This is a genomic window from Collinsella sp. AF31-11, from assembly GCF_003475605.1.
Lineage (GTDB): Bacteria > Actinomycetota > Coriobacteriia > Coriobacteriales > Coriobacteriaceae > Collinsella.
Genome location: NZ_QRQS01000007.1, coordinates 10,250 through 23,490 on the forward strand (window position 1 = coordinate 10,250; position 13,241 = coordinate 23,490).

A 13,241-nucleotide genomic window follows, 5' to 3' on the forward strand; every position below is an offset into this window, starting at 1 on the left:
AGTTCGCCGACTTCGTCGCCCAGGTCGACAAATCGAAATTTAAGTTAGGTATCTGCGGTGGGATGCTTTGACGTTGCGCTGGTCGACCATTGCGTACCTTAATGTGGTGTCTATTTTTTTATGGCCAAGGAGCACCTGGACTTGTTCGATGGGCATTCCTTTGTCGATTGCCTTTGTAGCAAGCGTTCTTCTGAACTTATGAGGGTGGACCCTTCCTAAATCAAGCTCGCGCCCCAGTTTTCTAAGCAGCGCCTCGACGCCGCCAATTTGTAGCCTCTCGTGTGGCGCCTTGCTCGACACGAAGAGTGCTTCCGAGTTGTCCGTTCGTGCTGACAGGTAATTCTCAATATGGACTTTAGTCTTTGCGTCAAAATAGACGATGCGGTCCTTATTTCCCTTGCCATGTACGATGCACTCACGATTGATGGTGTCGATGGAGCTCCTGTCCAACGAGACAAGTTCGCCCACGCGCATGCCCGTGGAGCGCAACAGGTCGATCAGGGCAAGGTTTCGGGGCGACCCGCAGTTATCACAAAGAATTTCAACGACTTCATCGCTATACGTTTCCTTTATGGGCTGCGGAGCCTTGACTCTTTTAATGCGTCTTACCGGGCTCTTGATGATATGGTCCTCGTCTTCGAGCCATGAGTAGAAGCTTGAGATGATTCTCCGGACATTGTCGACGGTGACGCGACTGACGCCGGCTTTTTGCTGATAGTCGGAAAGATAGGACCTAATCTCTTCGGTTCCCAGGTCGCAAGCTGGCGTGTCGAATGATTCAAGCATCTTATTGATGGTGGTTTCGTAGTAGGAGATGGTCCTATCCGAGCAGCCTTCGAGGCGTTTTGCAGACAGAAAAAGATCCAGGAATGATTCACTTTCACCGTCGCCGCCGTTTTCGGCTAATTGGCTTTCATCGAAAAGGCAGTGCGATAAAACCTTTTTAAGCTGGCGGTTCTGCTGCGTGGTCAGGTAGGGGAGCATGAGACGGGTAATTTCTCTAGCCGTTTTCGTGAGATCCATGGTGGCGTCCTTCCTTGCACGGTGGGTGGCGCTATTTCCCTTTGTTTACCCGTGCGTTATGGAAGGGATGCCGGGTGGCACTTCCGCTGGGCCGCGTCAAGGGAACCCGTGAAACCCCGCGCAGACCTCCGCATCACTCCGGTGCGGCTTTGCCTGCAGAGTGAGATGTTCAGAAGCGTTTTATTAACGGGGGATGTCTTTCGGATTCTTTTGATGGGGATGTGGAAACACTGATGAAGTTTACGTATAGCGAGGTTGAGGGGTTCGCCTGTGCCCATCGCCTCTCGTGTGCGGATGGATGGTGCCGGTGGTTGTTTGAGACTGCAGTCGCGCCGACGGGATTGGTTGGGATCGGTACAAGGCGAGCACGCCCCATGCCGTTATGGTAGATGCATCTTTGTCGATAGAGCGCTCGATTAATCTACGCGGGAGCGCTGAGAAGATCTTCCAGCATCGGGTCTACCCCGGCGGCGACCATGCCCTCGATCAGGTGCTGGGCGTGGAACCGACCAACTGTCCATGCGATATATGAAAGCATCTGACAAGCGCGCTCCTTGATATCAAATGCAGCTTTGCTTAGAACGATTGCCTCTGCGATGTCGGCAAATGCGTCGTGATCTCCCCATGTCTTACAGGCTTGTATCATGCCCTGGTCGATAGCATCCATAACAAAGGCACCGGATCCGTCCGCAACGCACACGCCGTCGGCGAAGAGCTTCCAGCTGGACGGCTCGCGCGAATCGTCTCCGAGCAACATGATTTGCAACACATGTGGATTGCCGGCGGCGCAGAGCTCTTCCTCGAGCTTCTGCACGGTAAAGCGCATCTGGTGGGAGAGGCTGCTCTTGGCTATGGCCGAGGCGTAGCTGTCTGGCTTGTCCAGAAGATGCATTCGTTTTGGTTTGACGACCAGATTGTGGAAGTTGCGCTCGCTGCGCACGGAGAAATTGTCCATACGGACTCCTTTCATCGATGTTGGCAGGGCCACCGTGCCTCTTGGCCGGTTGGCGTCGGGATCGTGGAGCCAACTCTCTACCCCGACTCTGGATAAAACGCGCCCGTTCCTTGCGGGCACGATGGAGTCTATCAGCGTACGCGGACAGAAATTAAGCGCCGCCTGCTGTTAAGCTTAAATTCGAAAAAGTGTCGAAAATTCCCATATAAAATTACGGAAAAGTGTCGTAATACACACTTTAAAGTCTCGAAAAAGTGTCGAAATGAGCACCTAATAACTACGGAAAAGTGTATCCTAGTGCTAAAACAGCACGTAATAAGGGGTGCGCTTATGCTGCAGAGAAAAGCGAAAGCACGGTTTGAATCTTGGCTTGCCTCGTCGCCTAACAAGGCTCTTTTGGTCAAGGGTGCCCGACAGGTAGGAAAGTCATATTTGGTCAATGTCTTTGCAAACGAATCGTTCGAAAATATCGTGACGTTCGACCTTATCGCCGACGCGTCCGTGCGCGATTCGTTTTTGGCGGCGAAAAGTGCGGACGACCTGCTTATGCGCATGTCTATCGCTGCGACGCAGCCGATGGTTGCGAACAAGACCGTCGTGGTTATCGACGAGGTGCAGCGATGCCCCAACGTGGTGACGTTTATCAAATACCTGGTCCAGCGCGGCGACTTTCGATACATCCTTACCGGATCGCTCCTTGGCGTTGAGCTCGAGGGCATCGATTCCCTGCCGGTGGGGTATGTCGAGCAGGTCCAGATGTACCCGCTCGACTTTGAGGAGTTTTGCTGGGCAAATGGCGTTGGCGCCAGCGTGTTTGACATGCTCAGGGGCTGTCTAAAGGATGAGGGTGAGCTCCCTGGCTACCTGTATGACCGCTTGCTCGATCTGTTCCATCAGTATGCGGTGGTGGGAGGCATGCCCGACGCGGTCAATTCCTTCTTGGCGACGCGCAATGTCGACGAGGTTCGAAACATCCATCGTGATCTTCACGCCCTGTATCGCGATGACATCGCAAAGTACGCTCCGCCCGAGCTACGCTTGGTTATTCGCGATATCTATGATTTGATTCCCAGCGAGGCCGGCTCCAAAAATAAGCGATTCAAACTGTCATCGATTAACGGTGTCAAACGTTTTTCGCAGGTGACAGATCATTTTCTCTGGTTATCGGAGGCAGGTGTCGCGCTTCCTGTGTATAACGTAACGGCGCCCGTTGCACCCCTTTTATTGGGGGAGCAACGAAATCTGTTCAAGCTGTTTTACCTGGACACCGGAATGCTCATGTCGTCGTATTCCAAAAGGGTCGCCCAAGGCGTTTTTGATGGGGAGGCGGAGGGCCCCTTTGGCATGAACATGGGGGCGGCGTTTGAGGGCTTCGTTGCCCAAGAGCTCAAAGCTCATGGATTTAGATTGCGCTACTTTACGTCCAAAAAGGTCGGTGAGCTCGATTTTGTGGAAGAGACGTTCGATGGGGAAGTGTTTGCCATCGAGGTCAAATCGGGCAAGAGCTTTAAGTCCCACGCGGCGCTCGATAACGCATTGACAACGAAGGGCTACGGAATCGATCGCGCCCTGGTACTTGCGGAATGTAATCTTCACCGCGATGGTGACGTGCTGTATCTGCCCATCTTTATGGCAGGGCTTTTGGAGCCGTAACGTGCCGCCGGCTCTTCCGGCCCTCACTTAACCCTCGCTACTCGTCGTCTCCGTCGTTGGGGTCGCCCTTGAGGGTGTTGATGTCCAGATACTCGTTATCGTCCTCTTTTTGCTGGGTCTCCGACTCCGCTTGGGTGGGGCCGCGGAACAGCTGGAATCCCTCAAACGCAATGACGCCGAGCAGGGCAATGATAATGGCGATAAAGGCAACCTTGACTGCCTGCGGAAATTCCGAGAAACGCAGTGCCTTTTCCTCGGCGTAATAATCGGCGAAGAGCTCTTCGCCCGTGCTTTTGGTATACGCCGGTGCGGACGCGGCCTCCGGGTCATATTCCGGTGCAGGCGCGGCAGCGTACGGATCGTTGAGATAATCGCTCGATGCGGTGCCATAATCCTCGGTCTCGATGCGACCGGTGCCATCATAGCCATCGGAATAATCGGAATATGCCGCACCGCCCTCATAGTCCGCGGCGCTCGTGTTGGCGGCAAAAAGCGGGTTAACTGGAACGTCGAGCGCCGGCATGCCGGTAGAGGTCTCATCCAGATCGGCTGCAGCCCAGGAATCGTAGGCCACCTGATGGGCAGCGGGCTCATCGAGCCTTGTGACCTGAGGCTTGCGTGCCGCAGGAACAGGCAACTGCTGGGCGCTGAACATGACGGTGCTGTCGGCCGATTTGCCCTGCGTCGCTGCAGCGAGAAATGCCGCCGTTTCGGACGGGTCGCTTGCGGGGCGGGGAGCGGGCGTGGGCGCCGAAGTGGGAGCGGGCGTAGGCGCGGGCGTCGAAACAGGCGACTGCGCAGGAGTCGGCGCAGATGCGGGCTTAGGCGCAAGTGCGGGATTGGGACTTGACGGGCGAGCCCCGCCGCCCATGAGTTCGTCGGCGGTCCACGGGCGATCATCCATCACGTCGTCAAGGCTCAGCGAAAACAGGTTGTCTTCACCCTCATCGAACATGCGGTGCACATGTCCACCAATTGCCGGAATCAATCCGCGATCGGTGCATGATGCCTTGCTCAACGCCATTCTGTTCCACCCTTTCGAAATACCAATGACATCGATTATATGGAACTTCCCAAGCGGCTCGGTCTTGGATTCATGCTTTCCAGAACTCGCGCCCAAAAAGGGGAGGGGTGCAGGCGCGCTGACTATTTGTCGCCGGCCGCCGCCTTGGCCTCGTTGAGGTAGCTATAGAAGCTGTATTTGGAGATGCCAAAGAACTCGCAGGCGCGCTCGCTCGACTTTGAAATGAGGAAGGCGCCGCGACGGTCGAGGTAGCCAATGGCACGAATACGCTCGTCTTTGGTCATGAGCGCCGCGGGCTTGCCCACAAACTGCTCGCACTCGTGCAGCAGGTCCTCGAGCAGGTTGCCGATGTTCTTGGTAATGGGCTCGGGCTCGGTGTAGCCCGTGCCGCCGGTGCCGGTAAAGGCGTCGAGCGAACGCTCAAAAGCCTTCATAAGCGTAATGTCAAAGTTGATGCCCAAAATGCCGACGGGCTTGCCCTCGTCGTTGCGGATAAAGATCGTCGACGATTTGAGCAGCTTGCCATCGGTGGTTTTGGTGAGGTATGGCTCGCGGTCGTGCACGTCGGTGGTGCCCTCGTGCATGGACTCAAACACGATATGGCTGGGGCCGTCACCCAGTTTGCGCCCGCTGACGTGGCCGTTTTCGATTACTACGATGGAGTGGTCCACGTCCTCGGTCTCCAGATCGTGGACGACGACTTCGCAGTTGGGGCCAAATTGGAGCGCCAGACCGTGTGCAAGGCGCTTGTAGAACTCAATCTGTGCGGGGGTCATGGGTGCCTTCCTAAAAATTAGTTTGGGCTTACTGTGCCATAAACCCCACTTGTACGCAAATAACGAAAGCGTCGCTGCGTTATAAGACCGCCGACATCTCAGACGCCTCTTGCGAGCACGGCGAGGTCAACGCCGCCCGTTGGTTCCAGGCCTAAAGCCGGGTTGAGGTAAACCATGTAAAGGGGGCACTTTGCCAACCGGCGGGGTGCCCCCTTTTTGCATCGTGGGCGTGCGGGATAAGCGCTTTTAAGGCCAACGGCGGCGTCGCGCCCGTGCGTCTTGCCCTAAACGGTGAACCCGCCTCGCCGGTGCTGTTCCCTGCGAGTCTCTTTCCCGACCTTATGGGGCTTAAGGGCAAGGATGGCGGATCGTCGCTGCTTAGCGGTCGAACCGCTTTTGCTCTGCTCAAACCGTACATGGTCACGCAGATTGACGGCTGCTTGCGCGGCCTTTTGGCCGACGGCGTGCAGGTGACTGAGGGCTTTAAATGCGCCGACGTCGACCCGCGCGGCGATGCCAGCTATATCAACTATATTTCGGACAAGGCGACGTCGGTCGGCGGCGGCAAAATCGAGCTCTTTGCGCTGGACGAGGCTCGCGAGCTGCTGGCCGGGGGTAAATCGCGTCTGGTCCGCTACACCATGGGCGGCGAGAACTCCGATACCGGCATGATCTGCGGCGGAGCCATCTGCCTGTGCTAACTGCACCTGGACGCGACCCAGACGCCGTTGTTCCAGTCGGTTGCCGACGTCTTGGCGTATCGACGTATCGGCGACTTCGTCATCGACTTTGAACCGTTTGTCATCCAAGCCCTCGAGGGTGACGTTGCCGAGTACCATGGCGAGGAATCGCGCCGCACCATTGCGGGCTGCCCCAGGCTTTCGCTGGTGGAGGAGGGGAGTAAGGTCACCTACACCAACGCGGCCTCCGAGATTCCCGCGGCGCACATCGAGACGCTCTGCCCCGAGGAGATCGCCATCTCCATCGCCGCCGAGATGATCCACCTACGCCGCACCAAGCTCGTCCCCCGCAAGCGCTACTCGCATCCCAGGGGTAGCTAATTTGGGACGGGGCTTTTTTAGCTACCTTGTCGCAGGGTAGCTAAAAAAGCCCCGTCCCAAATTAGCTACCCCTGGCACATGCGGGTCATATTTGTGCGGGGGAGTTGTGGAGTTGTGCAGGCAGACGAGGTTTTTCTGGTAATACGCTCCCGATGCGCGTATAGTACCGATTGTTTTGTCGGCTCCTGCTGCGTCGAGTCCAAACCGCGAAATGCCATGAGCGGCGCGGATGCAGCCAGGAGGCACGAGGACAACCCATCGTGGCCACGCCCCGTGCTTAAAACCCCAAGAAGGAGTGAACAATGGCAGAAGAGAAGTATGTGCCGCGTCTGAAGACCAAGTACAACAATGAGGTCAAGCAGCAGCTTCAGGACAAGTTCCAGTACGAGAACGTCATGATGATCCCCAAGTTTGAGAAGATCGTCGTGAACATGGGTGTCGGCGAGGCCGCTACCGATTCCAAGGCCATCGACGGTGCCGTGCGCGACCTGCGCGCCATCACCGGCCAGCAGCCGATGATTACCCGTGCCCGCAAGTCCATCGCTACCTTCCGCCTGCGCGCTGGTATGCCGATCGGCTGCAAGGTTACCCTGCGTGGCGACCGTATGTGGGAGTTCTTCGATCGTCTGACCTCCGTCGCGATCCCCCGTATCCGCGACTTCCGCGGTATCTCCGCCAAGAGCTTTGACGGCCGTGGTAACTTCTCCATGGGCGTCACCGAGCAGCTCATCTTCCCCGAGATTGACTTCGACTCCGTCGATCACCAGCGTGGTATGGACATCACTTTCGTGACCACCGCCAACACCGATGAGGAGGCCAAGGCCCTTCTGGACGCCTTCGGTTTCCCGTTCAAGAAATAGGTTCACCTGCCCTATAAGCGCCGTTCCCACAAGGGGGCGGCGCTTGGGGCGAACAATACTCTATGTGAGGAGGATATAAGTGGCTAAGACATCGATGATCGTCAAGTGCAATCGCAAGCAGAAGTTCTCTACTCGTGAGTACACGCGCTGCCAGCGCTGCGGCCGTCCGCACTCTGTGTACCGCAAGTTCGGCCTGTGCCGTGTCTGCTTCCGCGAGCTTGCACTCAAGGGCGAGCTTCCCGGCGTTAAGAAGGCCAGCTGGTAAGTCACTACCAGCGTTTCAAGCATCAGTTTGGAACAGGGAAAACGCGCTAAAAAGGCTTTGCCGTTAAGGGCGGCGAAGAACCAAGAGCACGTGTTCATCAAGAACGAAGGAGAATCTGTATGAACCTTACAGACCCGATCGCAGATATGCTTACGCGCATCCGTAACGCTAACTCTGTGAACAAGGCCACGGTCTCCATGCCGAGCAGCAAGAAGCTCGTCGAGATCGCTCGTGTTCTGCACGAGGAGGGCTACATCGAGGGCTACGATGTCGAGGACACCGTTCCCCAGAAGACTCTGCACATCACGCTTAAGTATGGTCCCAAGAAGGCTAAGGTCATCAACGGCATCCGCCGCATTTCCAAGCCGGGCCTGCGTAAGTACACCGGCGTTGCCGACATGCCCCGCGTCCGCGGTGGCCTTGGTACCGCCATTATTTCCACCAGCCATGGCGTCATGACCGACCGCGATGCTCGCAAGCACAACGTCGGCGGCGAGATCATCGCTTACGTCTGGTAATTCGCTCGGTAGGTAGAAGGAAAGGAGATCACCGTGTCTCGTATCGGTAATAAGCCTGTCCAGATTCCCGCCGGAGTCGAAGTGGCAGTCAACGGCAACAACGTTGTCGTCAAGGGCCCCAAGGGCCAGCTCGAGCTCGATGTCTTTGAGAAGCTCGCTATCAACGTCGAGGACAACGTCCTCACCGTTTCCCGTCCCGACGACGAGCGTGAGACCCGTGCCCGCCACGGCCTCACCCGCGCCCTCATCCACAACATGGTTGTTGGCGTTTCCGAGGGCTTCGAGAAGAAGCTCGAGCTCGCCGGCGTCGGTTACCGCGTGCAGCAGAAGGGCAAGAACCTCGAGTTCTCCCTGGGCTTCTCGCACCCCGTGATCGTCGAGGCTCCCGAGGGCATCACCTTCGAGGTTCCCGACAACACCCACGTGAACGTCAAGGGTATCAACAAGCAGCAGGTCGGTCAGATCGCCGCTGAGATCCGCGGCCATCGTCCTCCCGAGCCTTACAAGGGCAAGGGTATCCACTACGTTGGCGAGCACATCCGCCGCAAGCTGGGTAAGGCCGCCAAGTAGTCGTAACCGACTCACTCGCATAAGACCAGCACCCCGTCAGGTGCTGGCAAGATCAACCTTTTTAGGAGTTTACGTATGAACAAGCATAAGGCGAAGCTGGAAGGCCTCAAGCGTCGTCAGCGTCGTGTTCGCGGCAAGGTCTCGGGTACCTCCGAGCGTCCGCGTCTTCGCGTGACCCGTACTAACGCCAACATCTATGCCCAGATCATCGACGACAGCAAGGGCTCCAGCCTGACGCTCGTCTCTGCCTCGACCCTCGAGGCCGAGTTCAAGGGCACCCACACCTCGAACAAGGAGGCTGCGGAGAAGGTCGGTCAGCTCGTTGGCAAGCGCGCCATCGAGGCCGGCATCACCAAGGTCGCCTTCGATCGCGGTGGCCGTATCTACCATGGCCGCGTCAAGGCCCTCGCCGACGGTGCTCGTGCCGCCGGTCTCGAGTTCTAGGAGGTATGTAGCACATGGCTCGTAATCAGAAGCAGCAGCGCGAGGCCTCCGAGTTCGAGGAGCGCGTCGTTTACATCAACCGCGTGTCGAAGACCGTCAAGGGCGGTCGTCGCATGAGCCTCGTCGCTCTCGTCGTCGTTGGCGACGGCAAGGGCAACGTCGGCGTTGGCATGGGCAAATCCGCTGAGGTGCCCCTGGCCATCTCCAAGGCGTCTCTCGATGCCAAGAAGAACATGTTCCACGTGCCGGTGACCGAGCAGGGCACCATCCCGCACGAGGTTCTCGGCCACTTTGGTGCCGGCCGCATCATCATCAAGCCCGCTGTCGAGGGTACCGGCGTTATCGCCGGCGGCGCTGTGCGTCCCCTCTTCGAGCTTGCTGGCATCAAGAACGTCCTGTCCAAGTCCCTCGGTACCGACAACGGCCTCAACATCATCAAGGCTGCCGTCGAGGGCCTCAAGGAGCTCTCCAGCCCTGAGGACGTCGCGGCTCGCCGTGGCCTGACGGTCTCCGAGATGTTCGTCGGTAAGGAGAACTAAGCATGGCTGACACCATCAAGATCAAGCAGGTCCGCAGCACCAACGGTTGCAAGCAGGACCAGGTCCGTACTGTCCGTGCCCTCGGTCTCCACAGGATCCGCGAGGTTCGCGAGATTGCTGACAACGAGTCCGTCCGCGGCATGATCTTCAAGGTCAAGCACCTTGTCGAGATTGTAGAGGAGTAGCAAATGCAGCTTCACGATCTTACTCCCGCGCCCGGTTCCACCAAGAACCGCAAGCGCGTCGGCCGTGGCAATTCTTCGGGTCACGGCACCACTTCTGGCCGCGGTCAGAAGGGCCAGGGTTCCCGCTCTGGCGGCACCAAGGGTGCCGGCTTCGAGGGTGGCCAGACTCCGCTGGCTATGCGCCTGCCCAAGCTTCCGGGCTTCCGCAACCCCCGTCGTATCGAGTACACCGCTGTTAACGTTGAGCGTCTCGAGCGTAAGTTCGAGGACGGCGCTGTGATCGACGGTGCCGCTCTTAAGGCCGCTCGCATCACTAAGAGCGAGTTCGAGCCCGTCAAGGTGCTCGGCAATGGTGAGCTCACCAAGAAGTTCACGGTCAAGGTCGACAAGGTCAGCGCTTCTGCGCAGGCCAAGATCGAGGCCGCTGGCGGAAAGGTCGAGCTGCCGTGCTAAATGGTCTTAAGAATGCTTTCCGCATCAAAGAATTGCGTGAAAAGATTCTTTTTACCATAGCTATGCTCGTCGTGTACCGCATTGGTGCGCACGTTCCTGTGCCCGGCATTCCCTTCCAGGGGATGCTGGGCCTTTTCTCGACCGATAACAATTCGGTCGCCGCAGGTGCTATGGCCCTCCTGAATCTTTTCTCTGGCGGCGCGTTGAGCTATGTGTCGGTGTTCTCCCTGGGCATCATGCCTTACATCACCAGCTCGATCATCCTCCAGATGCTCCAGGCCGTTGTGCCTTCCCTGCATGAGCTTGCCCGCGAGGGCGAGGTCGGTCAGACCAAGATTACGCAGTATTCGCGTTACCTCACCCTGGCTCTGGCAATCCTCAACTCCGTGGGTTACCTCTTCCTCTTTAAGAGCTTCGGCATCAGCTTTACTGGCGCCGGCGCCCCCGAGATCATCTTCGACCTCATGATCGTCGGCACGCTCACCGCGGGCGCCATGCTGATCATGTGGATTGGTGAGCTCATCACCCAGCGCGGTATCGGCAATGGCATGTCGCTGATCATCTTTGCGAACATCATGGCCGGTCTGCCGCAGGCGATCTTCTCCAGCACCGAGGGCAATGCCGGTGGCATCATCACCATGGTGATCATCTGCGCCATCATCTTGCTGGTTATCCCGCTGATTGTTTTCCTTGAGCGCGGCCAGCGCCGCATTCCGGTCTCCTACGCTAAGCGCGTTGTGGGTCGTCGCATGATGGGTGGCCAGACCACCTACCTGCCCATCAAGGTCAACACCGCGGGCGTCGTGCCGATCATCTTCGCTTCGGCGCTGCTGTACTTCCCGGCTCAGATTGCCGTGTTCTTCCCCGGCATCGGCTGGATTCAGGCAGTTGCCTCTGCGCTTTCGACCGGTTGGCTCAACTGGGTGCTTAATGTTGTCCTCATCGTGTTCTTCGCATACTTCTACACCTCCATGGTGTTCAACCCCGATGACACGGCAGACAACCTTAAGAAGCAGGGCGGCTTTATTCCGGGCGTGCGTCCTGGTAGAGCTACCGCGGCCTACATCAAGAACGCGCTCAACAAGATCACGCTTCCCAGCGCTGTCTTTTTGGCGCTCATCGCCATCGTGCCTTCGATCATCTTCTCTTTCACGGGTAACCAGCTGATCCAGGCATTTGGCGGCACGTCCATCCTCATCATGGTCGGCGTCGTGCTCGACACGGTCGATAAGCTCGAAGGCCAGATCAAGATGTATGATTACGATGGATTCTTTAAATAGGCTAGAGGAGGATTGCTCATGAACCTCGTATTGCTCGGAGCTCCGGGTGCCGGTAAGGGCACCGTCGCACAGGAGCTCGTCGCCGAGTTTGGCGTCGCTCACATTTCCACGGGCGACCTGCTGCGTGCTGCCGTCAAGGGCGGCACCGAGCTTGGTATTCAGGCTAAGAAGTACATGGACGCTGGCGAGCTCGTTCCCGACCAGCTCGTGATCGATCTTGTCAAGGAGCGTCTTGCCGCCGATGATGCCCAGCAGGGTTTCATCCTCGACGGCTTCCCGCGCAACACCGCCCAGGCCGTGACGCTCGATTCCGAGCTCTCCGCGATGGGTCGCGAGATCGACTGCGCCCTTCTGGTCGACGTGGCCCCCGAGGTCATTATCGATCGTCTGTCTTCGCGTCGCACCTGCCGCGCCTGCGGTTACACCGGCACCGCTGCCGATGCTACCTGCCCCAAGTGCGCCGGCGAGATGTATCAGCGCGACGACGACAAGCCCGAGACCATCAAGAACCGTCTCGACGTCTACGAGAAGTCCACGAGCCCGCTCGTCGACTACTATCGTGGCCAGGGTCTGCTCAAGTCGGTCAACGGTGACCAGGCTCGCGAGACCGTGTACGGGGATGTCAAAGAGGCCCTCGGTCTATGATCAAGATTAAGTCTGCAACGCAAATCGAGCAGATGAAGAAGGCAGGAGCGCTATCTAAGATGGCGCTCCGCCACGTTGGAGCCATGGTGCGCCCCGGCGTTTCGACTTTTGAGCTCGATCAGCTCGCGGAGCAGATTATCCGCATGCATGGCGGCACCCCTGCCTTTAAGGGATACGGCGGGTTCCCGGGGACTATTTGCGCATCGATCAACGATGCTGTGGTCCACGGTATTCCCAACCCCGACATGATCCTGCGCGATGGCGATATCATCTCCATCGATACGGGAGCCGTTGTCGACGGTTGGGTTGGCGATAACGCTTGGACGTTTTTCGTCGGCACCCCTACGCCTGAGGCCAAGGCCCTGTGCGAGGTTACGCGCGATTGCCTTAAGGCTGCCATCGAGCAGGCTGTTCCCGGTAACCATATCGGCGACGTCGGTTATGCCGTTCAGTCCCTCGCTGAGTCTCACGGTTACGGCGTGCTTCGCGACTATGTGGGCCATGGCATTGGCCGTGTGATGCACGAGGACCCCAACGTTCCTAACTATGGAAAGAAGGGGAGGGGCGTGCGCCTCCAGACCGGCATGGTCATTGCCATTGAGCCGATGGTTACGATGGGTTCCAACCATGTGAGCTCGGGCTCCGACGGTTGGATTGTTACGACCAACGATCACCTGCCCGCCGCGCACTACGAGAACACCGTCGCCATTACCAATGACGGTCCGGTGATTCTCACCACGGACGCGCAAGGTGCTTGGTGCTCCCTGCAGGGCGGAGAAATGTAAAAGTCGCCGCCCCCTGATGCCCAACCTCGCCTTTCAATTTCGAAGGCATGACCCCAAGGTCTATTCCTTCTCACTTCAAGGCGATCTTGGGCATCAGGGAACGGCTTTGTTTTACATTTCAAATGTAACAAGTTCCACGTAGTTGTGGAGCCATTACGAAGATATTACGATGCGTGCATACGTATTGTAGAATACTCAATCGCTG

18 protein-coding genes and 1 riboswitch are annotated in these 13,241 nt (G+C 57.7%); of the genes, 14 read left to right on the forward strand and 4 right to left on the reverse strand.

The features are described 5' to 3' along the window. Positions 1-39: 39 nt before the first annotated feature. Entirely contained in the window at positions 40-1,023 is a 984-nt protein-coding gene (xerA, locus tag DWZ22_RS05600; RefSeq protein ID WP_118405645.1) for a site-specific tyrosine recombinase/integron integrase, read from the reverse strand. Between the two features lie 421 nt (positions 1,024-1,444). Beyond that, positions 1,445-1,978: a hypothetical protein gene (locus DWZ22_RS05605; RefSeq protein ID WP_118405646.1), complete on the reverse strand. Its 534-nt coding sequence runs from the start codon at positions 1,976-1,978 to the stop codon at positions 1,445-1,447. Positions 1,979-1,986: 8 nt separating this feature from the next. Beyond that, a riboswitch (SAM riboswitch) is annotated at positions 1,987-2,077 on the reverse strand. Between the two features lie 231 nt (positions 2,078-2,308). Here DWZ22_RS05605 and DWZ22_RS05610 point away from each other — a divergent pair. Continuing rightward, positions 2,309-3,631 (forward strand): ATP-binding protein, encoded by a 1,323-nt coding sequence (locus tag DWZ22_RS05610; RefSeq protein ID WP_118405647.1) that lies wholly within the window; start codon positions 2,309-2,311, stop codon positions 3,629-3,631. A gap of 37 nt (positions 3,632-3,668) precedes the next feature. Here DWZ22_RS05610 and DWZ22_RS10290 read toward each other — a convergent pair whose 3' ends face one another. Together DWZ22_RS10290 and DWZ22_RS05620 are read right to left on the reverse strand one after the other, a co-directional pair. Then, positions 3,669-4,655: a hypothetical protein gene (locus DWZ22_RS10290; RefSeq protein WP_118405648.1), complete on the reverse strand. Its 987-nt coding sequence runs from the start codon at positions 4,653-4,655 to the stop codon at positions 3,669-3,671. Between the two features lie 122 nt (positions 4,656-4,777). Next, entirely contained in the window at positions 4,778-5,431 is a 654-nt protein-coding gene (locus tag DWZ22_RS05620; RefSeq protein WP_117734355.1) for a transcriptional regulator, read from the reverse strand. A gap of 272 nt (positions 5,432-5,703) precedes the next feature. On the opposite strand from DWZ22_RS05620, the gene DWZ22_RS10295 reads away from it, so the two are divergent. From DWZ22_RS10295 to map, 13 genes are all read left to right on the forward strand, one after another. After that, positions 5,704-6,132, forward strand: coding sequence for a hypothetical protein (locus DWZ22_RS10295; protein ID WP_199406579.1), 429 nt, complete (start codon positions 5,704-5,706; stop codon positions 6,130-6,132). A 27-nt stretch (positions 6,133-6,159) separates the two neighbouring features. Next, a complete protein-coding gene (locus DWZ22_RS05630) occupies positions 6,160-6,492 on the forward strand; it encodes a hypothetical protein (RefSeq protein WP_117734356.1) in 333 nt (110 codons plus the stop codon). Between the two features lie 302 nt (positions 6,493-6,794). Beyond that, positions 6,795-7,352: a 50S ribosomal protein L5 gene (gene rplE / locus DWZ22_RS05635; protein ID WP_006235260.1), complete on the forward strand. Its 558-nt coding sequence runs from the start codon at positions 6,795-6,797 to the stop codon at positions 7,350-7,352. Between the two features lie 79 nt (positions 7,353-7,431). Beyond that, entirely contained in the window at positions 7,432-7,617 is a 186-nt protein-coding gene (locus tag DWZ22_RS05640) for a type Z 30S ribosomal protein S14 (protein WP_022094280.1), read from the forward strand. Between the two features lie 119 nt (positions 7,618-7,736). Beyond that, complete coding sequence (gene rpsH, locus DWZ22_RS05645) at positions 7,737-8,135, forward strand: 30S ribosomal protein S8 (RefSeq protein ID WP_006235262.1); 399 nt, start codon at positions 7,737-7,739, stop codon at positions 8,133-8,135. A 33-nt stretch (positions 8,136-8,168) separates the two neighbouring features. Then, a complete protein-coding gene (gene rplF / locus DWZ22_RS05650) occupies positions 8,169-8,705 on the forward strand; it encodes a 50S ribosomal protein L6 (RefSeq protein WP_006235263.1) in 537 nt (178 codons plus the stop codon). A gap of 75 nt (positions 8,706-8,780) precedes the next feature. After that, on the forward strand, positions 8,781-9,149 hold the full coding sequence (rplR, locus tag DWZ22_RS05655; RefSeq protein WP_006235264.1) for a 50S ribosomal protein L18: 369 nt from the start codon (positions 8,781-8,783) through the stop codon (positions 9,147-9,149). A 14-nt stretch (positions 9,150-9,163) separates the two neighbouring features. Continuing rightward, a complete protein-coding gene (rpsE, locus tag DWZ22_RS05660; protein WP_055252236.1) occupies positions 9,164-9,688 on the forward strand; it encodes a 30S ribosomal protein S5 in 525 nt (174 codons plus the stop codon). A 2-nt stretch (positions 9,689-9,690) separates the two neighbouring features. After that, the gene (gene rpmD, locus DWZ22_RS05665; protein WP_006235266.1) at positions 9,691-9,873 is read left to right on the forward strand and encodes a 50S ribosomal protein L30; all 183 of its coding nucleotides are present in this window, start codon (positions 9,691-9,693) and stop codon (positions 9,871-9,873) included. Positions 9,874-9,876: 3 nt separating this feature from the next. Next, positions 9,877-10,326 carry a 50S ribosomal protein L15 gene (gene rplO / locus DWZ22_RS05670; protein ID WP_006235267.1) on the forward strand — a complete coding sequence of 150 codons (450 nt, stop codon included), beginning with the start codon at positions 9,877-9,879 and terminating at the stop codon, positions 10,324-10,326. After that, on the forward strand, positions 10,320-11,606 hold the full coding sequence (gene secY, locus DWZ22_RS05675; protein WP_117734357.1) for a preprotein translocase subunit SecY: 1,287 nt from the start codon (positions 10,320-10,322) through the stop codon (positions 11,604-11,606). Before rplO ends, secY begins: the two co-directional genes overlap by 7 nt. An 18-nt stretch (positions 11,607-11,624) precedes the next feature. Further along, entirely contained in the window at positions 11,625-12,251 is a 627-nt protein-coding gene (locus tag DWZ22_RS05680; protein ID WP_055252238.1) for an adenylate kinase, read from the forward strand. Then, positions 12,248-13,036: a type I methionyl aminopeptidase gene (gene map / locus DWZ22_RS05685; protein WP_117743545.1), complete on the forward strand. Its 789-nt coding sequence runs from the start codon at positions 12,248-12,250 to the stop codon at positions 13,034-13,036. Before DWZ22_RS05680 ends, map begins: the two co-directional genes overlap by 4 nt. Positions 13,037-13,241 lie beyond the last annotated feature (205 nt).

What these genes read in the sequence shown, in the direction of transcription:
- DWZ22_RS05610 (WP_118405647.1), top strand. Translation starts at nt 2,309, where the DNA reads ATGCTGCAGAGAAAAGCGAAAGCACGGTTTGAATCTTGGCTTGCCTCG.
- rplE (WP_006235260.1), top strand. Translation starts at nt 6,795, where the DNA reads ATGGCAGAAGAGAAGTATGTGCCGCGTCTGAAGACCAAGTACAACAAT.
- rpsH (WP_006235262.1), top strand. Translation starts at nt 7,737, where the DNA reads ATGAACCTTACAGACCCGATCGCAGATATGCTTACGCGCATCCGTAAC.
- rplR (WP_006235264.1), top strand. Translation starts at nt 8,781, where the DNA reads ATGAACAAGCATAAGGCGAAGCTGGAAGGCCTCAAGCGTCGTCAGCGT.
- DWZ22_RS05680 (WP_055252238.1), top strand. Translation starts at nt 11,625, where the DNA reads ATGAACCTCGTATTGCTCGGAGCTCCGGGTGCCGGTAAGGGCACCGTC.
- map (WP_117743545.1), top strand. Translation starts at nt 12,248, where the DNA reads ATGATCAAGATTAAGTCTGCAACGCAAATCGAGCAGATGAAGAAGGCA.
- DWZ22_RS10290 (WP_118405648.1), bottom strand. Translation starts at nt 4,655, where the DNA reads ATGGCGTTGAGCAAGGCATCATGCACCGATCGCGGATTGATTCCGGCA.
- rplO (WP_006235267.1), top strand. Translation starts at nt 9,877, where the DNA reads ATGCAGCTTCACGATCTTACTCCCGCGCCCGGTTCCACCAAGAACCGC.
- DWZ22_RS05605 (WP_118405646.1), bottom strand. Translation starts at nt 1,978, where the DNA reads ATGGACAATTTCTCCGTGCGCAGCGAGCGCAACTTCCACAATCTGGTC.
- xerA (WP_118405645.1), bottom strand. Translation starts at nt 1,023, where the DNA reads ATGGATCTCACGAAAACGGCTAGAGAAATTACCCGTCTCATGCTCCCC.
- rpsE (WP_055252236.1), top strand. Translation starts at nt 9,164, where the DNA reads ATGGCTCGTAATCAGAAGCAGCAGCGCGAGGCCTCCGAGTTCGAGGAG.
- rpmD (WP_006235266.1), top strand. Translation starts at nt 9,691, where the DNA reads ATGGCTGACACCATCAAGATCAAGCAGGTCCGCAGCACCAACGGTTGC.
- DWZ22_RS05620 (WP_117734355.1), bottom strand. Translation starts at nt 5,431, where the DNA reads ATGACCCCCGCACAGATTGAGTTCTACAAGCGCCTTGCACACGGTCTG.